The sequence below is a fragment of the Pseudomonas sp. GL_093 genome (assembly GCF_057837605.1).
The window spans coordinates 2,204,876-2,223,796 of sequence record NZ_CM174448.1; the positions used below are offsets into that span (position 1 = coordinate 2,204,876).

15 protein-coding genes are annotated in these 18,921 nt (G+C 59.5%); 5 read left to right on the forward strand and 10 right to left on the reverse strand.

Translation table 11 applies throughout. From position 1 onward, the window contains the following. Positions 1–2 precede the first annotated feature (2 nt). Together ccoO and ccoN are read right to left on the reverse strand one after the other, a co-directional pair. On the reverse strand, positions 3–611 hold the full coding sequence (gene ccoO, locus AC3IUE_RS09945) for a cytochrome-c oxidase, cbb3-type subunit II (RefSeq protein WP_056744273.1): 609 nt from the start codon (positions 609–611) through the stop codon (positions 3–5). Between the two features lie 10 nt (positions 612–621). Then, positions 622–2,046, reverse strand: a complete 1,425-nt coding sequence (ccoN, locus tag AC3IUE_RS09950) for a cytochrome-c oxidase, cbb3-type subunit I (protein WP_056744275.1) — start codon at positions 2,044–2,046, stop codon at positions 622–624. Positions 2,047–2,155: 109 nt separating this feature from the next. Here ccoN and AC3IUE_RS09955 point away from each other — a divergent pair, with 109 nt between their 5' ends. Continuing rightward, on the forward strand, positions 2,156–2,845 hold the full coding sequence (locus AC3IUE_RS09955) for an alpha/beta family hydrolase (RefSeq protein WP_489267051.1): 690 nt from the start codon (positions 2,156–2,158) through the stop codon (positions 2,843–2,845). A 142-nt stretch (positions 2,846–2,987) separates the two neighbouring features. On the opposite strand, the gene AC3IUE_RS09960 is transcribed toward AC3IUE_RS09955, so the two are convergent. The 5 genes from AC3IUE_RS09960 to acnA all read right to left on the reverse strand — a co-directional run bounded on the left by AC3IUE_RS09960 (position 2,988) and on the right by acnA (position 9,913). Then, positions 2,988–3,386, reverse strand: a complete 399-nt coding sequence (locus tag AC3IUE_RS09960; RefSeq protein ID WP_489267053.1) for a hypothetical protein — start codon at positions 3,384–3,386, stop codon at positions 2,988–2,990. A gap of 361 nt (positions 3,387–3,747) precedes the next feature. Continuing rightward, entirely contained in the window at positions 3,748–4,221 is a 474-nt protein-coding gene (locus tag AC3IUE_RS09965; protein ID WP_489267055.1) for a hypothetical protein, read from the reverse strand. 236 nt (positions 4,222–4,457) lie between these two features. Beyond that, entirely contained in the window at positions 4,458–6,023 is a 1,566-nt protein-coding gene (locus AC3IUE_RS09970; RefSeq protein ID WP_489267057.1) for a methyl-accepting chemotaxis protein, read from the reverse strand. Positions 6,024–6,126: 103 nt separating this feature from the next. Then, on the reverse strand, positions 6,127–6,918 hold the full coding sequence (locus tag AC3IUE_RS09975; RefSeq protein ID WP_489267059.1) for a CPBP family intramembrane glutamic endopeptidase: 792 nt from the start codon (positions 6,916–6,918) through the stop codon (positions 6,127–6,129). 253 nt (positions 6,919–7,171) lie between these two features. Further along, entirely contained in the window at positions 7,172–9,913 is a 2,742-nt protein-coding gene (gene acnA / locus AC3IUE_RS09980) for an aconitate hydratase AcnA (RefSeq protein WP_489267061.1), read from the reverse strand. Positions 9,914–10,135: 222 nt separating this feature from the next. Between acnA and rlmM the strand changes: the two genes are divergently transcribed. Together rlmM and tusA are read left to right on the forward strand one after the other, a co-directional pair. Further along, entirely contained in the window at positions 10,136–11,209 is a 1,074-nt protein-coding gene (gene rlmM, locus AC3IUE_RS09985) for a 23S rRNA (cytidine(2498)-2'-O)-methyltransferase RlmM (RefSeq protein ID WP_489267063.1), read from the forward strand. 178 nt (positions 11,210–11,387) lie between these two features. Continuing rightward, positions 11,388–11,639 carry a sulfurtransferase TusA gene (tusA, locus tag AC3IUE_RS09990; RefSeq protein ID WP_007907805.1) on the forward strand — a complete coding sequence of 84 codons (252 nt, stop codon included), beginning with the start codon at positions 11,388–11,390 and terminating at the stop codon, positions 11,637–11,639. On the opposite strand, the gene AC3IUE_RS09995 is transcribed toward tusA, so the two are convergent. Next, positions 11,636–13,045 (reverse strand): MATE family efflux transporter, encoded by a 1,410-nt coding sequence (locus tag AC3IUE_RS09995; protein ID WP_461997609.1) that lies wholly within the window; start codon positions 13,043–13,045, stop codon positions 11,636–11,638. The genes tusA and AC3IUE_RS09995 overlap by 4 nt on opposite strands. A gap of 175 nt (positions 13,046–13,220) precedes the next feature. On the opposite strand from AC3IUE_RS09995, the gene pdxB reads away from it, so the two are divergent. Next, positions 13,221–14,363 carry a 4-phosphoerythronate dehydrogenase PdxB gene (pdxB, locus tag AC3IUE_RS10000; RefSeq protein ID WP_489267066.1) on the forward strand — a complete coding sequence of 381 codons (1,143 nt, stop codon included), beginning with the start codon at positions 13,221–13,223 and terminating at the stop codon, positions 14,361–14,363. Positions 14,364–14,550: 187 nt separating this feature from the next. On the opposite strand, the gene AC3IUE_RS10005 is transcribed toward pdxB, so the two are convergent. Then, the gene (locus tag AC3IUE_RS10005; RefSeq protein WP_056744287.1) at positions 14,551–14,730 is read right to left on the reverse strand and encodes a PA1571 family protein; all 180 of its coding nucleotides are present in this window, start codon (positions 14,728–14,730) and stop codon (positions 14,551–14,553) included. Between the two features lie 260 nt (positions 14,731–14,990). Here AC3IUE_RS10005 and AC3IUE_RS10010 point away from each other — a divergent pair, with 260 nt between their 5' ends. Continuing rightward, positions 14,991–16,784 carry an ABC transporter transmembrane domain-containing protein gene (locus AC3IUE_RS10010; protein ID WP_489267068.1) on the forward strand — a complete coding sequence of 598 codons (1,794 nt, stop codon included), beginning with the start codon at positions 14,991–14,993 and terminating at the stop codon, positions 16,782–16,784. A gap of 81 nt (positions 16,785–16,865) precedes the next feature. On the opposite strand, the gene AC3IUE_RS10015 is transcribed toward AC3IUE_RS10010, so the two are convergent. Further along, positions 16,866–18,794, reverse strand: a complete 1,929-nt coding sequence (locus AC3IUE_RS10015) for a transglycosylase SLT domain-containing protein (RefSeq protein ID WP_056744290.1) — start codon at positions 18,792–18,794, stop codon at positions 16,866–16,868. Positions 18,795–18,921 lie beyond the last annotated feature (127 nt).

Sequence of the window (18,921 nt, forward strand, 5' to 3'; positions counted from 1 at the left end):
GCTCACCTCTTGCTCTTGATGGATGTGCCGAGCACTTGCAGGTAAGCGACCAGTGCGTCCATTTCGGTCTTGCCCTTGAGCGAGGCGACAGCGCCTGTGATGTCGTCGTCGGTGTACGGCACGCCCAACGTGCGCATGGCGCGGATCTTGGTTTCGGTGTGGCTGCTGTCGAGTTGATTGGCCACCAGCCATGGATAGCCGGGCATTTTCGATTCCGGCACCACGTTGCGCGGGTTGTACAAGTGCGCGCGGTGCCAGTCTTCGGAGTAGCGACCGCCGACCCGGGCGAGGTCCGGACCGGTACGTTTCGAGCCCCACAGGAACGGGTGATCCCAGACGCTTTCACCGGCCACCGAGTAGTGGCCGTAGCGTTCGGTCTCGGCGCGGAACGGACGGATCATCTGCGAGTGGCAACCGACGCAGCCTTCGCGGATGTAGATGTCGCGACCTTCCAGTTGCAGCGCGGTGTAGGGCTTCATGCCTTCCACCGGTTTATTGGTCACGTCCTGGAAGAACAGCGGGACGATCTGGGTCAGACCGCCAATGCTCACGGCCAGCACCATCAGCAACATCAGCAGGCCGACGTTTTTCTCGATTGTTTCGTGTTTCATGGCGGCCTCCTCAGGCGATCTGCGCGGCAGCGGCGACTTCGGCAGGCTGCGAGGCCCGCACGGTGCGCCAGGTGTTGTAGGCCATCAGCAACATGCCACTGAAGAAGATCGCACCGCCTACCAGCCGCACGACGAAGCCTGGGTGGCTGGCCACCAGGGTTTCGACGAAGGAGTAGGTCAGCGTGCCGTCTTCATTGATAGCGCGCCACATGAGGCCCTGGGCGATGCCGTTGACCCACATCGACGCGATGTACAGCACGGTGCCGATGGTCGCGAGCCAGAAGTGCGCGTTGATCAGGCCGATGCTGTGCATCTGCGTGCGGCCAAAGATTTTCGGGATCATGTGGTACAGCGCGCCGATCGAGATCATCGCTACCCAACCGAGGGCGCCGGCGTGAACGTGGCCGATGGTCCAGTCGGTGTAGTGGGAGAGGGCGTTGACCGTTTTGATGGCCATCATCGGCCCTTCGAAGGTCGACATGCCGTAGAACGCCAGCGAGACCACGAGGAAGCGCAGGATCGGGTCGCTGCGCAACTTATGCCAGGCGCCCGAGAGCGTCATCATGCCGTTGATCATCCCGCCCCAGCTCGGTGCCAGCAGGATCAGCGACATCACCATGCCCAGCGACTGTGCCCAGTCCGGCAGCGCGGTGTAGTGCAAGTGGTGCGGACCGGCCCAGATGTACAGGGTGATCAGCGCCCAGAAGTGCACGATCGACAAGCGATAGGAATACACCGGACGCTCGGCCTGTTTCGGCACGAAGTAGTACATCATCCCGAGGAAACCGGCGGTCAGGAAAAAGCCCACGGCGTTGTGGCCGTACCACCACTGAACCATGGCATCGGTCGCACCGGCGTACACCGAGTAGGACTTGGTGAAACTCACCGGCAGTTCAAGATTGTTGACGATGTGCAGAATCGCCACGGTGATGATGAACGCACCGAAGAACCAGTTGCCGACGTAGATGTGCTTGGTCTTGCGCTTGGCCAGCGTGCCGAAGAACACCACGGCGTAGGCGACCCAGACGATGGTGATCAGGATGTCGATCGGCCATTCCAGCTCGGCATATTCCTTGGAACTGGTGTAACCCAGCGGCAGGCTGATAGCCGCCAGCAGAATCACTACTTGCCAGCCCCAGAAGCAGAACGCGGCGATTTTTGGCGCAAACAGTTGTGTCTGGCAGGTGCGTTGCACCGAATAGAACGAACTGGCGAACAGGGCGCAACCGCCGAAGGCGAAGATCACTGCGTTGGTGTGCAACGGGCGCAGACGCCCGAAGCTGGTCCACGGCAGATTGAAGTTGAGTTCAGGCCAGACCAATTGAGCCGCGAGAAAAACCCCGAGCCCCATACCGACGATGCCCCACACCACCGTCATAATGGCGAATTGGCGGACCACCTTGTAGTTGTAGGCGGTACTGATAGAAGTGTTCATGGTTCCCCATCCACGGTTCAGCCGAAGTGAAGGCCTGTCTTTGCGAGTAAGCCGCACGGCAGACGCTCCCTTCGCCTGGAGTTATAGGCAGACTAAAAGCGAGGCAAGCATGGACAAAGAGCACAAGGCCAGTATTGACGGGGATCAATGGGCGCGGTGTGTGCAGGATCATGGATGGTTGTGGAATGCCGCGTCAGTGCCGGCATCGGCGACGCTGATTCTCGCCCATGGCGCTGGTGCGCCGATGGACAGCGGCTGGATGAACGACATGGCTGCGCGCCTTGCTGCTCAAGGCGTCAATGTGCTGCGCTTCGAGTTTCCGTACATGGCGCAACGGCGTGTTGATGGGGGTAAACGTCCACCGAACCCGGCCCCGAAACTGCTCGAGTGCTGGCGTGAGGTGTATGCCGTGGTGCGACGCCATGTCGCTGGACGTCTGGCCATTGGCGGCAAGTCGATGGGCGGGCGGATGGCGAGTCTTTTGGCGGATGAGTTGGGGGTGGATGCGCTGGTGTGTCTCGGCTATCCCTTTTATGCCGTCGGTAAACCGGAGAAACCCCGAGTCGAACATTTGGCCGCGCTCAAGACCCGGACTTTGATTGTTCAGGGCGAACGGGATGCATTGGGGAATCGTGAAGCGGTCGAGGCTTACACATTGTCACCGGGGATTGAGGTGTTCTGGCTGGCGGCGGGGGATCATGATTTGAAGCCGTTGAAGGCGTCCGGGTTTACGCATGAGCAGCATTTGGTGTCAGTCTCCGAAAAAGTGGCGGACTTTATTGCTGCCGTGAACGGATAGCTTGATATTACTTTAAAAGGAAAATGTTATAAGGCGCTCGAGCGTGAGCTGTTCGTACCTTATAGTCTGGAGTTTATTGATGCTAAAAATGAGTAATAAAACACCTTTAGCATCAAAAAAGTCCCTGCTCATCGAGGATGAATCAAGGCTGTCTTGTTAAGTTTAACAAAAAGGTGCCCTTGGGATTAATTGTCTTGCCGTCGCGGCTCTGGACTCTGGCGTTGAACGTGCCTTGCGCGACACCTTTGAGGGGGTCGATACGGATAAAGACCGTTGCTTCATCTGCGCCGACAATGGCGATGCCAGGAGCGCCTCCTCCTGGGTGGGGTACCGAATAGCCGTGAGAAAATTGCATCTTGTCGTTCAAGGTATAAAGGCCCTCCAGTATATTATCGTCAATGTAATCGATGGATATGGTGAAGCTGTAGCGATTGCCGGCAACCCCTGATCCATTGCCTCCGCTTAAATGCCAGACTTTGCTATTGTTGAGTAGATAAAAGTTGGCGTGTTCGGCACTTGTTTTTGTATCGTCAATCGTCAATCGTCCAGTCGAACTGGTCGCCAGGCGCTAGGGTTTTATGGGTTTCAGGGAAAATCAAATTGTAGTTCGCCATGAGTGATCACCTTTTTAATGAATAAAATATTGAGTGCCTTTTTTGGTATTTCTTAGTATTCAAGGTGATGCTTCGTGCGTCTACTGTCAGAACTAACAGCTAGACAGTCATGCGTTTGTATGCTGTTGGTGTTTTGGCGAGCAAGGAGGCCCAGTTTATTCTGTGAACGGTTTAGTGTTGCTTTGGGCCTCATCGCGAGCAAGTTCGCTCCCACAATAAATTGTGTTAATGCACAAATCCCTGTGGGAGCGAGCCTGCTCGCGATAGCGCTTTAGCAGACGACATCCTTCATTGATCGTCCCTTATCAATTTGAATATGCCTTGTGGAAACAGACGATAACCATGGGATTTGAATAGAGCGTTGAAATCGCCTTGGACCGTGCCGTTGACGGGGTCGAGCCTGATGGTCAGTTCGGCATCATCTGCATCGACATTTCCGAAGCCGATGTACCCGTCAGGGGCGGGAATCGAGTGTATATGGGAAACATACAGACCCTTCCCGTCCCCGAGCTTGTAGGTGTATTCCAGCACGTTGTCGTCGATGTAAGGCACCTTCAATAGAAAACTGAAGAAGTTCTCTGCATCGCTCGAGCCATTAGAGCCGGTGAAAACCCAGCTGCTTTCGCCGGTCGGTTCGAACAGACTGTGGTAAAAAGCGGTACGTCCGGCGTAGACCGGGTCAGCCCCCAAGTTCCAGTGAAAATCGTTTCCTGGTGCCTGAATGCTGTTCTCTTTCGGGATGAAAATATCTTTTGTGCTCATTGCGAAATCCTTCCCTGTCCACATGGGTATGAAGCAAATGCCGACGGGTATGTCGGCACTCGATTGATATCCCGCCCATGCGGGTGCGTCTACTGTCAAACCTGACAGCTATACACCGGGTTTTAGATATGTATGACGCTTGCCAGCGTCCAATCGTGCATCTCGGTAATGCTTTCCATGACGCAATAAAAAACCCGGAAGTATCACCTTCCGGGTTTTTGCCCTGCTTGCAGAGATCAGCGGTTAAACCGCTCCACCAACGAATACTGAGTATTCGCCGTCTTCGTCAGTTCTTCACTCAACAACGCCGAGTGTTGCGCCTGTTCCGAGGTCTGATCCGCCAGGTGCGAGATGTTGCTGATGTTGCGGCTGATTTCTTCAGCGACAGCGCTTTGCTCTTCGGTAGCCGCAGCGATCTGGGTGGTCATGTCGGTGATGTTGGCCACTGCTTCGCTGATCCCCACCAGTGCCTGATCCGCTTCCAGAACCCGCGCCACACCTTCTTCGGCCTGGCGATGCCCGGCTTCCATGGTTTGCACCGCCGTGCTGGCGGTTTGCTGGAGCTTGGCGATCAGGGCGTGGATCTGCCCGGTGGATTCGCTGGTGCGTTGCGCCAGTTGACGGACTTCGTCGGCGACCACCGCAAAGCCACGACCCATCTCACCGGCACGGGCCGCTTCGATGGCGGCGTTCAAGGCCAGCAGGTTGGTCTGGTCGGCGATGCCTTTGATCACATCGACCACGCCACCGATTTCGTCGCTGTCCTTGGCCAGTTGGGTCACGGTCAGACCGGTTTCACCGACCACCACCGACAGGCGCTGGATGGCTTCGCGGGTTTCCCCGGCGATGTCGCGGCCGCGACCGGTCAGGCGATTGGCTTCCTGAGTCGCATCAGCCGTGCGCTGCACGTGGCTGGCGACTTCCTGCGTGGTGGCGGCCATCTGATTGACGGCGGTGGCCACTTGCTCGGTTTCGACGCGTTGGCGTTCCAGACCGTTGGAGCTGTTATGCGCCAGGGTGTCGGACTGTTTCGCTTGGTCGCTCAGGTGCTCGGCGGTGTCCTGCAGACGGGTCAGGCAGGTTTTCAGGCGGGCTTCCTGGCTGAGGATCGACATCTCCAGGCGTGCTTGAGCGCCTCGACTGTCGGTGTACATCTGCGCGATCAGCGGGTCGGAGGTGGTCTGCCCGGCCAGATGCAGCAGACGCTTGAGGCCGCGCTGTTGCCAGCTCAACCCCAACAGACCCAATGGCACCGACAGGCCGGCGGCCAGCGCAAAACCCCATTGGGAATTGAGCGACGCACCGATCATGAAGCTCAGCTGGCTGACGAGGATGAATGGCAGCCAGTCCTGCAGCACCGGCAGCCATTTGTCCGTTGAAGGAATCGCCGACTTGCCCTGGTTGATGCGTTGGTAGAGCGCTTCGGCACGGCGGATCTGCTCGGCGGTGGGTTTGACCCGCACCGATTCGTAACCGACCACCTGATTGCCTTCGAAAACCGGTGTGGCATAGGCGTTAACCCAGTAATGATCACCGGTCTTGCAGCGATTCTTGACAATGCCCATCCATGGCAAGCCTTGTTTCAGTGTGCCCCACATGTGTGCGAACACCGCGGCCGGGACGTCAGGGTGACGGACCAGGTTATGCGGCGCACGGATCAGCTCTTCACGAGAATACCCACTGATCTCGACGAAAGCGTCGTTGCAGTAGGTGATCACGCCCTTGGCATCGGTGGTGGAAATCAACCGTTGCTGAGCCGGGAAGGTCCGTTCGCGTTGTGTAGTGGGTTGGTTGTTACGCATGGCTTTTTCAATCCGCAAGGCTTTGACAGGGTGTCGGCATGATCGGGAATTTATTGAAATAATTTTTCAATAATCAGTGGTTCGTCGCAAAACGACCATTGCGTCACCCGGCGAGCATCGGATAGGTGAACAGCCCGAAATGCAGCAGGTTCAAGCCGAAATGGGTGGCGATGGCCGCACCCAAGCCACCAAAACGGTAGGCCAGACCATAGCCGACACCTGCCAGGCTCGCCAGCAACACCCATTGCCAGCCGGCGCCCACATGCACCAGGCCGAACAGTAGCGATGCGAGGAGCAGGGCGAGGTTCTCACCGTAGGGCAGGTTTTTGAAGTGCCGGGTCAGACCGCCCTGGATGTAGCCGCGAAATAGCGCTTCCTCGACCAGGGTCACCAGCAGCAGATTGTTAAGCGCCCACAACCAGGCTTGATCCGGCCACTTCGGTGCCCAGCTGATCACGCCCAGCAACAGCGCGCCACCCAAGGCCAGCACGGCGCTCAACGTCAGCCCCAGCGCGGTGGCATAGATGGAAAGGCGAAGCGAACGTCGGCCGACAATCCACGGGCAGACCAGCAAAAGCCAGAACCCGATCAGGGGTTTGTCCTGATTCAGGTACATGAAAAACGGCACGGCATCGTCGGTGAATTGCTGAGGGGCGAGACCACGACCGTTGTAGAAACCGGGAAGCCAGTGCATCGCCAGTGCCAGGACCAGAACGAAGAACACCCCATGACCGAGGTAGCGGCCGGCTTGAACCTTTTGCTGGCGCACGGCGAAACCTGTGAACAGCAACAATGCGACGGAGATTACGGCCAGCCAGCCGAGTTGGCCGTAGATCAGTGCCAGGCCATAGCCGAGGGAGAGAAGGGCCAGGTAGTTCCATGGCAGAGCAATCATGTGAAGTCCTTGTGTCCATAAATTTGCAGGGCGACTCTATCCATGTGGGAGCGAGCTTGCTCGCGATGAGGCCATATCATTCAACATTGATGTCGACTGTTAGTAAGCTATCGCGAGCAAGCTCGCTCCCACAGGGATTTTGTGGCGGGCACGGCATGTTGAGCGACGCCCATTAAGTGGCGAGCAATTATAGAGAAGTGCACCCCCACAAACAAAAACACCGCCCGAAGGCGGTGTCTGTGTCAGCAGGCTGTTACGAGGCAATCAACTGTCGCAACACGTAATGCAAAATCCCCCCTGATTTGAAGTACTCCACTTCATTAAGGGTATCGATCCGGCACAACACCTCGACTTTCTCGCGGCTGCCGTCTTCACGGGTGATCACCAGTGTCAGGTTCATCCGCGGCGTCAGCTCGACGCCGGTCAAACCCAGAATATCCAGCGTCTCCTTGCCGGTCAGGTTCAGGCTCTTGCGGTTTTGATCCAGCTTGAACTGCAACGGCAACACGCCCATGCCCACCAGATTGGAGCGGTGAATCCGTTCGAAACTTTCGGCAATGACCGCTTTGACCCCCAGCAGATTGGTGCCCTTGGCCGCCCAGTCACGACTCGAGCCGGTGCCATATTCTTGCCCGGCAATCACCACCAGCGGCGTGCCCGAGGCTTGATAACGCATGGCCGCATCGTAGATCGGCATCCTCTCCCCGGTGGGAATGTAAATCGTATTGCCGCCTTCTTCGCCGCCGAGCATTTCGTTACGAATGCGGATGTTGGCAAAGGTGCCGCGCATCATCACTTCGTGGTTGCCGCGACGCGAGCCATAGGAGTTGAAGTCCCGTGGTTCCACGCCTTTCTCGCGCAGGTAGTGTCCAGCGGGGCTGTCGGCCTTGATGTTGCCGGCCGGGGAGATGTGGTCGGTGGTCACCGAATCGCCGAGCAATGCGAGGACTCTGGCACCGGCGACGTCCTTGACCACCGGCGGCGGGCCGCCGATGTCATCGAAGAACGGTGGGTGCTGGATGTAAGTCGAATCGTCCTGCCAGACATAGGTCGCCGCTTGCGGCACTTCAATCGCCTGCCATTGCTCGTCGCCGGCAAACACTTCGGCGTATTCCTTGTGGAACATCGCGGTGTTGACCTGGTTCACCGCGTCGGCAATCTCTTTGGTGCTTGGCCAGATGTCCCGCAGATAAACCAGATTGCCCTCTTTGTCGGTACCCAACGGCTCGCTGCTGATGTCGATGCGCACCGTACCGGCCAGCGCATAGGCGACGACCAGCGGCGGCGAGGCCAGCCAGTTGGTTTTCACCAGCGGATGCACGCGACCTTCGAAGTTGCGGTTACCCGACAGCACCGAGGCAACGGTCAGGTCGGCAGCCTGAATGGCTTTTTCGATCGGCTCCGCCAATGGCCCGGAGTTGCCGATGCAGGTGGTGCAGCCGTAGCCGACCAGGGCAAAACCCAGTTCATCAAGGTACTGGGTCAGGCCGGCAGCCTTGTAGTAGTCGGTGACCACTTTCGAGCCTGGGGCCAGCGAACTCTTGACCCACGGTTTGCGCTTGAGGCCTTTTTCCACGGCTTTCTTCGCCACCAGGCCGGCTGCCATCATCACGCTTGGGTTGGAGGTGTTGGTGCAGGAGGTGATCGCGGCGATAACTACCGCGCCGTTTTTCAATCGATAGGTCTGACCGTCGTATTCGTAGTCGGCTTCACCGGCCAGATCGGCATTGCCCACCGCAACGCCACCGCCGCCTTCACTTTCAAGACGACCGACTTCCTTGCTGGTGGGTTTGAATTGCAGGTCGACGAAATCACTGAACGCTTGCGCGACATTCGGCAGCGATACCCGGTCCTGTGGGCGTTTCGGCCCGGCAAGGCTGGCTTCGACGCTGCCCATGTCCAGCGCCAGGCTGTCGGTGAACGCCGGTTCCTGGCCCGGCAGACGCCACAGGCCCTGGGCTTTGCTGTAGGACTCGACCAGTTTCACGGTTGCGCTGGGGCGACCGGATAAACGCAGGTATTCCAGGGTGATGTCGTCCACCGGGAAGAAGCCGCAGGTGGCGCCGTATTCCGGGGCCATGTTGGCGATGGTCGCGCGGTCGGCCAGCGGCAGGTCGTCGAGGCCGTCACCGTAGAACTCGACGAATTTGCCGACCACGCCTTTCTTGCGCAGCATCTGGGTGACGGTCAGCACCAGGTCGGTGGCGGTGATGCCTTCCTTGAGCTTGCCGGTGAGCTTGAAGCCGATCACTTCCGGGATCAGCATCGACACCGGTTGGCCAAGCATCGCTGCTTCCGCTTCAATCCCGCCGACGCCCCAGCCGAGCACGCCGAGGCCGTTGATCATGGTGGTGTGGGAGTCGGTGCCGACCAGGGTGTCGGGGAAGGCATACGTGCGCCCGTCCTCGTCCTTGGTCCAGACCGTGCGCCCCAGGTATTCCAGATTCACCTGGTGACAGATGCCGGTGCCCGGCGGTACCACGCTGAAGTTGTCGAAGGCGCTTTGGCCCCAGCGCAGGAACGCATAACGTTCACCATTGCGTTGCATTTCGATGTCGACGTTCTGTTCGAAGGCGCTGGCACTGGCGAATTTGTCGACCATCACCGAGTGGTCGATCACCAGATCCACGGGGGAGAGCGGATTGATTCGCTGCGGGTCGCCACCCGCCTTGGCCATGGCGGCGCGCATGGCGGCCAGGTCGACCACGGCGGGAACGCCGGTAAAGTCCTGCATTAATACCCGCGCGGGACGGTATTGAATTTCACGGTCGGAGCGACGCTCCTTGAGCCAGGCGGCAATCGCCCTGAGGTCGGCGCCGGTGACGGTTTTTTCATCTTCCCAGCGCAGCAGGTTTTCCAGCAGCACTTTCAACGACATTGGCAGCTTGTCCAGGTCGCCCAGGCTTTTGGCGGCATCCGGCAAGCTGAAATAGTGATAGGTCTTGTCGTCAACTTGTAAGGTTTTAAGGGTTTTCAGGCTATCGAGGGACGGCATTGAAATGACTCCTTTGAGTCCGCACGGCTACGGACTGACGGGACAGACAGAGCCTTTAACCTAGCCCTGTTCATTCGTTAAAGCTAATAACTGGACTCTATGGCCAAGTCCAAGGTTCCGAACTCGGCTATCATGCGCCCGTTTTCGTGACAGGCTTTGCTTCAACGCAAGTCTGGGCATCGCGCAGTGGTTGAATTTCTCGCCATCTGCCCAGGAGTAAGAATGAACACCCTCTTTATGCATTGCCGGCCGGGCTTCGAAGGCGAAGTCTGTTCCGAGATTTCCGAACACGCCGCGCGGCTGAACGTGGCCGGTTATGCCAAGGCCAAGACCGCCAGCGCCTGCGCCGAATTCATCTGCACCGAAGAAGACGGCGCCGAGCGCCTGATGCGTGGCCAGCGTTTCGCCGATCTGATCTTCCCGCGGCAGTGGGCTCGCGGGATCTTCATCGATCTGCCGGAAACCGACCGCATCAGCGTGATCCTCGCGCACATGGCGGACTTCCCGCTGTGCGGCAGCCTGTGGCTGGAAATGGTCGACACCAACGATGGCAAGGAACTGTCGAACTTCTGCAAGAAGTTCGAAGGCCACCTGCGCAAGGCGCTGATGGCCGCTGGCAAACTGGTGGAAGACGCCCACAAGCCGCGTTTGCTGCTGACCTTCAAAAGTGGCCGCGAAGTGTTCATGGGGCTGGCCGAGTCGAACAACTCGGCGATGTGGCCGATGGGCATTCCGCGCCTGAAGTTTCCGCGTGAGGCGCCGAGCCGTTCGACGCTGAAACTGGAAGAGGCGTGGCACCATTTCATCCCGCGTGATCAGTGGGATGAGCGTCTGCACAGCGACATGACGGGTGTCGACCTCGGCGCCGCACCCGGCGGCTGGACCTGGCAACTGGTCAATCGCGGCATGCTGGTGACCGCGATCGACAACGGTCCGATGGCCGAAAGCCTGATGGACACCGGTCTGGTGCAACACTTGATGGCTGACGGTTTCACCTTCAAGCCCAAGCAACCGGTGGACTGGATGGTCTGCGACATCGTCGAGAAACCGGCGCGTAACGCCGCGATGCTGGAAGAGTGGATTGGCGAGGGGCATTGCCGCGAAGCGGTGGTCAACCTCAAACTGCCGATGAAACAGCGTTACGCCGAAGTGAAGCGCTTGCTGGAACGCATCGCCGACGGGTTCAAGGAACGCGGCATTCGGGTCGAGATCGGCTGCAAACAGCTGTATCACGACCGTGAAGAAGTGACCTGCCACCTGCGCCGGATCGACGTAAAGAAACCCAAGTCCCGCTGATACACGCGGACCCCTGTGGGAGCGAGCCTGCTCGCGATGAGGCCATTACATTCAACATCTTTGTTGACTGATACACCGCTATCGCGAGCAGGCTCGCTCCCACAGGGAAGGCGTTATGCCACAGATGACCGAACACCCGGCAATGCGCGACAATGCCGGCAAGTTTCAGGAGTGAATCATGAGTGAAATGATTGATACGCCGGTAGACGGCACCCTCGACGCCACCGGCCTCAACTGCCCGGAACCGGTGATGATGCTGCACCAGCACATCCGTGACCTGGTGCCCGGCGGCCTGCTCAAGGTGATCGCCACCGACCCGTCGACCCGTCGCGACATTCCCAAATTCTGCGTGTTTCTCGACCACGAACTGGTGGCGCAGCACGAAGAGGCAGGCACCTACCTCTACTGGATCCGCAAGAAACTCGCTTAACCCGCCGAATGGCTGATGCGAATCCGCTTGCGTGCACTGCGCGTCAGGCGGATCGACAGCATCAGCGCCGCGCAACTCAAGCCGACGATCAAACCCTGCCATAGCCCGCTCGGGCCGCTCGGCGCGCCGAACCAATCGGTCAGGCCCAACGCGTAACCCACCGGCAAACCAATCCCCCAGTAAGCGAACAGCGTCAGGATCATCGTCACCCGCGTGTCCTGATAGCCGCGTAACGCGCCGGCAGCCGTCACCTGGATCGCATCGGAAAACTGGAACAGCGCCGAATACACAATCAGCATTGCCGCGACATGAATCACCGTCGGATCAGACGTGTAGATCGTTGCGATGTGTTCACGCAGTAACAGCATCATGCTCGCGGAGATGCACGCATAGGCCAGCGCCGTGCCCATGCCGACACCGGCGGCGAAGCGTGCTTCACGCGGTTCCTGACGGCCGAGCGCCTGGCCGACCCGCACGGTCACGGCCATGCCCAGGGAGTAGGGGATCATGAACACCAGCGAGCTGAAGTTCAGCGCGATCTGGTGCCCGGCCACCACCGTCGCGCCGAGGCTGCCGATCAGCAGCGCAATGACAGCGAAGATGCTCGACTCGGCGAACACTGCGATGCCGATCGGCAGGCCGATGCCCAGCAGGCGTTTGATCACCGACCATTGCGGCCAGTCGAAACGGCTGAACAACTCACTCGACTGATACGCCGGCGCCCAGCGCTCCCACCCGGCCATGCCCAGGGCCATCACCCACATCACGATCGCCGTGGCCCAGCCGCAACCGACACCGCCCATGGCCGGCACACCGAAGTGGCCATAGATGAAGACGTAGTTCAGCGGAATGTTCAGCGCCAGCCCGCACAGACCCAACACCATGGCCGGACGCGTGCGCCCCAGGCCGTCACTGAAGCAGCGCAGCACATGGTAGAACGCGACGGCGGGCAAACCGCTGGCGATGCCATGCAGGTATTGCATGCACGGGCCAATCAATTCGGGATCGACCTTCATGATGTGCAGAATCGGTTCGGCGCTGAACAGCATGCCGGTCGCCATCAACCCCACCACCAATGCCAGCCACAGTGCCTGGCGCACGATCGGGCCGATTTCGCTGTGGGTGCCAGCGCCGAAACGCTGGGCGACTTTCGGGGTAGTAGCCAGCAGCGTGCCGGTCATCAACAGAAACACTGGCACCCAGATCGAGTTGCCCAGCGCCACCGCCGCCAGATCCCGTGGCCCGACCCGGCCCGCCATCACCGCATCGACGAAGCCCATGGCGGTGGTCGCCAGTTGCGCGATCATGATCGGCAAGGCCAGGCCGAGCAGGTTTTTCAGCTCCAGGCGAACCCGGGCCGGGCGGGTGAGGGAAATAGCGGCGGGGCGGTCAGTCACGGAATTCAAGGGCGAAACGTCCAAAGATGTTGATGCGCAAGGCGGCGCATTCTACGCCCTGACGCAGTGGTCAGGAAAAGTCCTGTGTTGCGGATTTGTAATCGGATTTTGAATGTTTCTGCATCCCCGGTGGCCCATCACCTGCATCTCCGCCTACACTGCCGATCCGCCAAAGGAGCCTGCCATGCTGATTGTTGCCGACGAAAATATCCCGCTGCTCGATGCCTTCTTCGAAGGTTTCGGTGAAATCCGCCGGGTGCCGGGACGTTCCATTGACCGCGCCACCGTCGAACAGGCTGATGTGCTGCTGGTGCGCTCGGTGACCAACGTTAACCGCGCGTTGCTCGAAGGCAGCAAGGTACGCTTTGTCGGCACTTGCACGATCGGCACCGATCACCTGGATCTGGATTACTTTCAGCGGGCCGGCATCACCTGGTCCAGCGCACCCGGCTGCAACGCCCGGGGCGTGGTCGACTATGTGCTCGGCAGTCTGTTGACCCTGGCCGAAATCGAAGGCGCCGACCTGACTCAGCGCACCTACGGCGTCGTCGGTGCCGGTGAAGTGGGCGGCCGCCTGGTCAAGGTTCTGCAAGGTCTGGGCTGGAACGTGCTGGTCTGCGATCCGCCAAGACAAGCCGCTGAAGGTGGCGATTACGTCAGCCTTGAACAGATCATCGAGCAGTGCGATGTCATCAGCCTGCACACGCCGTTGAAGAAACACGGCGCCCAGTCGACCTGGCATCTGTTCGATAAAAACCGTTTGAGCCAGCTCAAACCCGGCACCTGGCTGATCAACGCCAGTCGTGGTCCGGTGGTGGACAATGCCGCGCTGCGCCAGGTGCTACTGCAACGCGAAGACCTGCAAGCGGTGCTGGACGTCTGGGAAGGTGAGCCTGAGGTCGATGTGGCCCTGGCCGAACTCTGCGTGCTGGCGACGCCGCACATTGCCGGCTACAGCCTCGACGGCAGACAGCGTGGGACCGCGCAGATTTATCAGGCGTATTGCGATTTTCTCGGGCAAGCGGCCCAGATCAGCTTGAGCGATTTGCTGCCCGCACCCTGGTTGTCGCAAGTGACCTTGAACGCTAACAGCGATCCGGCCTGGTCGCTGGCCATGTTGTGCCGCGGCGTGTACGACCCGCGCCGTGATGACGCGGATTTCCGTCGCAGCCTTGTAGGCAATGTGAACGAACAGCGTGCGGCGTTCGATTCGCTGCGCAAGCATTATCCGCTGCGGCGTGAGATTGATGGTTTGTCGGTGCGGATCGATGGGGATTCGCCGGCATTGCAGCGGATCGTGGCGGCGTTGGGTGCTTCGGCTGTCTGAATATCGAGTTGGGCCCTTCGCGAGCAGGCTCGCTCCCACATTTAATCTCAGTCGTATACAGAAGCTATATCCACTGGAGAATACTGTGGGAGCGAGCCTGCTCGCGAAGGCGCACACTGCAATTTCTGGATAAGCACCCATAAAAAACCCGGCCATCAGGGGCCGGGTCAAGAAGACGGTGGCTATATCACTCTTGTTCGGCAGGCTTGACCAATCGCTTTTCCAGTTCGCGGCAAGCGTCCTGGATCATGCCTTCAGTGATCGGTACTTCGCGCCCTTGTTCGTCAATGATTGAGCAACCCAGAGACTGGTCTGGTTGTGTGCGGATCACTTGAATCTTGTCTTCGCTGCTGTTTTGCAAGGACATTGCCTGTCTCCTCTTCAGGTTGTGTGCTTACTGTAGAACCGCCACGTGACCGGGCTGTGACAACTCCCTGCGATCTTTCCAGGGCGGCCACATCAGTCCATCAGAAATACCGCGGTGTTGCCACCCGGACTTTAGACCAATACCGTCTAGGACCTAGTCTTTGCGGTCATATTTAACCTGACTCATTATGATTTACAGCGTTCAAGCCCATCGACCGGTGTAGGCTTGATCGCGTCAAACCCTACTGGTTGTGCCATCGAATGATCTCCATCCTCTCTTCCCGTCAACGGCGCGCCATGCGTCTGGCCCTGCGTTTCATCGTGCCTTATCGCTGGCCGGCCGTCGGTGCCTTGCTCGCATTGATCGTCACGGCGGGCATCACCTTGTCCATGGGGCAGGGGATTCGCCTGCTGGTGGATCAGGGTTTCATGACCCAGTCACCGCGTTTGCTCAACCAGTCCATCGGCCTGTTTATGTTGCTGGTGGTCGGGCTGGCGATTGGCACCTTCGCGCGTTTCTACCTGGTCTCATGGATCGGTGAGCGCGTCGTCGCGGACATCCGCCGTCAGGTGTTCAACCATCTGATTTACCTGCACCCAGGATTCTACGAAGCCAACCGCAGCTCCGAAATCCAGTCGCGGTTGACTGCCGACACCACGCTGCTGCAATCGGTGATCGGCTCCTCGCTGTCGCTGTTTTTGCGCAATCTGTTGATGGTGATCGGCGGGATCGTCTTGCTGTTCATCACCAACCCCAAGCTCACCAGCATCGTGGTGGTCGCGTTGCCGTTGGTGATCGCGCCGATCCTGATCTTCGGCCGTCGGGTGCGCAGCCTGTCGCGCCTGAGCCAGGACCGGATTGCCGATATCGGCAGCTATGTTTCCGAAACCCTGGGCCAGATCAAAACCGTGCAGGCCTACAACCATCAGGTCCAGGACGAGCAGCGCTTTGCCGCAACGGTGGAGGAGGCCTTCAACACCGCTCGCAAGCGGATCTTCCAGCGGGCCTGGCTGATTACCCTGGTGATCGTACTGGTGCTTGGCGCGGTCGGGGTGATGCTCTGGGTCGGCGGAATGGATGTCATCGCCGGGCGGATTTCCGCGGGCGAGCTGGCGGCGTTTGTGTTTTACAGCCTGATCGTCGGCAGCGCATTCGGCACGTTGAGCGAAGTGATCGGCGAACTGCAGCGTGCCGCCGGCGCCGCCGAGCGGATAGCCGAGTTGCTGCGCTCGGAAAACATTATCCAGTCACCGACTACTGGGCTGGTGACCTTGCCTGAACGGGTGAAGGGTGACCTGGTGCTGCAAGACGTGCGCTTTTCCTACCCGTCGCGTCCCGAAAGCTATGCGGTCGATGGTTTGAACCTGACGATCAATGCCGGTGAAACCCTCGCGTTGGTCGGGCCATCCGGTGCCGGCAAGTCGACGGTGTATGACTTGCTGCTGCGCTTTTACGACCCGGCCGAAGGACGCATCCTGCTCGATGGCGTGCCGCTGACTCAGCTCGATCCGTTGGACCTGCGCCGCTGCTTCGCCCTGGTCTCGCAATCCCCGGCGCTGTTCTTTGGCAGCATCGAAGAGAACATCCGTTACGGCAATCCAACGGCCACCCTGGCCCAGGTTCAGGAAGCGGCGAAAATCGCTTACGCCCACGACTTCATCGAACAAATGCCCAACGGCTACCAGACCCACCTTGGCGACGGTGGCCTCGGTTTGTCCGGCGGTCAACGCCAACGCCTGGCCATCGCCCGGGCGCTACTGGTGGACGCGCCGATCCTGCTGCTGGACGAAGCCACCAGCGCCCTTGACGCCCAGAGCGAACACCTGATCCAGCAAGCCCTGCCGAGCCTGATGAAAAACCGCACCACGCTGGTCATCGCCCACCGGCTGGCCACGGTGAAAAATGCTGACCGGATCGCGGTGATGGACCAGGGGAAACTGGTGGCGGTGGGGACGCATCAGGAATTGATTGCGAGCAACGCGCTGTATGCGCGGTTGGCGGCGTTGCAGTTCAGTGATGGGCACAGCGCTCTCACCGACCCAGTAACCGACTAAGTAATCGACCCAGTAGAGCCGCCCAAAAAAAATGCCCGCATCAATCGATGCGGGCATTTTTGTCAGTGCTTCAAAGCAGGTTCATTGATCGTCAAAGTAGCGCTCATGCCAATCCACCAGCGGTTGCGGTGAGTTGAGCTTCTGGCCGTAGATCACCGAGTACGACAACACGTTTTGCACGTACTGACGGGTTTCGTCGAACGGAATGCTTTCCACCCAGACGTCGAAGCTCAGGTGGTCCGCACCGCGCAGCCACTGACGCACGCGACCCGGGCCGGCGTTGTAGGCGGCGGAGGCGAGGACGCGGTTGCCGTTGAACTGGCTGTGGACCTGGCTCAGGTAAGCGGCACCGAGCTGGATGTTCTTGTCCGGGTCCAGCACTTGCTGCGGTGATGCCAGTGGAATGCTGAACTTGCGCGCGGTTTCCTTGGCGGTGCCGGGCATCAGTTGCATCAGGCCGCTGGCGCCGACGCCAGAGCGGGCGTCGTCCATGAAGGCACTTTCCTGGCGGGTGATGGCGAACACCCAGCTCGAGTGCAGACCACGGACCTTGGCTTCGCGCACCAGGGTTTCGCGGTGGGCCATCGGGAAGCGGATGTCCAGGTCGTCCCAGTACTGCGCCTGACTGATGGTGCGGATCGCCGGGAAATACCATTTCAGGTCGTAGGCCAGTTTCGCCTGGGCGACCATTTCGTCGCGGCTGAAGTGGCGGCTGACGTGGTACCACTCGCGGCGACCATCGACGATCTGCCCGCGAGCGTGAAACTCAAGTGCCCGACGCACGCCTGGGGTATTGCGAACCTTGTTGATCAGCGCCTGGCTCAATACCAAGGGTTTGTTGACCAGCGAATAAGGTGATTGCGAACGATCAGCGGCGAGGAAGCCATAGAAATCTCGCTCGCGAGCCAGGTTCTTGTAGAGCGCTTGCGCTTCCGGGTTCTGCGGCTGCGCCAGTTCCAGGCTGCGGGCCTGCCAGTAGCGCCAGCGGTTGGTGGTCGCCAGATCCTGCGGCAAGCGGCGAGTCAGCTGATAGGCGTCGTCCCAGCGGGCCAGGCGCAGCAGCAGACGCAAGCGCCATTCGGACACGGTGTTGTCGCGCAGCTCCGGATCGTACTTGGTCATCACGTCCAGCGCGCGAGGGTCGAAGCGGCGGGCGAGGGTCAAGCCGATTTCACGGGCGATGGCCACTTTCTCATCACGGGAGAAGTGCATGCTGCTGGCGTAACCGTCGAGCAGCTCCATGGCCTTGTCCGGGTCTTGCTTGGCCAAGCGGCGCAGGCCGAGGCTGACGATGTCAGACATCGGCTCATCGGCCGGGGTGAAGCGCGACGGCTGGTTGAGCAGTTCGGGTTTCTGCGCCACATCAATCAGCAAACGACCACGAGGGGCGAGGGTGGTCAGGCCGTTGACCAGGCTGTTGGCCAGTGGATAGTTGCGGGCCTGGGCGGCGAGCTTGGTGCGCTCCCAGCGTTTCTGCTCGGTCAACTGGCCTTCGGCAGCCCATTGCCCGAACAGCGCATCGCACGCGGCGGGTTGGGATTTGCCGGTCAGCCAGAGTTTATTGGCGTTGGCGTAGCCTTCGGCTTTCTGGTTATGCCCGATCTGATACTGCGCGTTCAGGCAGTCCAGTTCGGTGAAATTGAGCTTGGGGTCGTAGTACCTGACGAAGGTCGCCCAGTCGCCGCGTTCGGCCAGCCAACGCAGCCAGCGCAACTTCATCCAGTTGGCCTGAGGCAGGTCACCGTGCTCGGCGAGGAATTTCTCGATTTCGGCATTGCTCGCGGTTTTAAGGCGAGCGGTCAGTTCGTCATACGCCAGGTACGGCTCCAGCGGGTAATCGCTGAGGGCCTGGCTGTAACGGAAATAAGGCCCGGTATCCCCCTTGGCGAGGGCACGCTTGGCTTCATCGTAATACTGGCGTTGGGTGGACAGGTCCACCGCCTGGGCGGTTTGAACGGCAGTGGCAGAAAGAAGAAAACAGGATAAAAGACTGAAAAGGCGACTGCGCATGAGACGTCCGGGCAGAGAAATCATGACAAGCGCGGGCAATGCCCGCGCTGAATTGTCTGTAGCTTAGCCTTTTGCCAGCAGCGGGCGAAAGCTTTGCCGGCCTGTCAGCATCAGTTCGCAACATTTG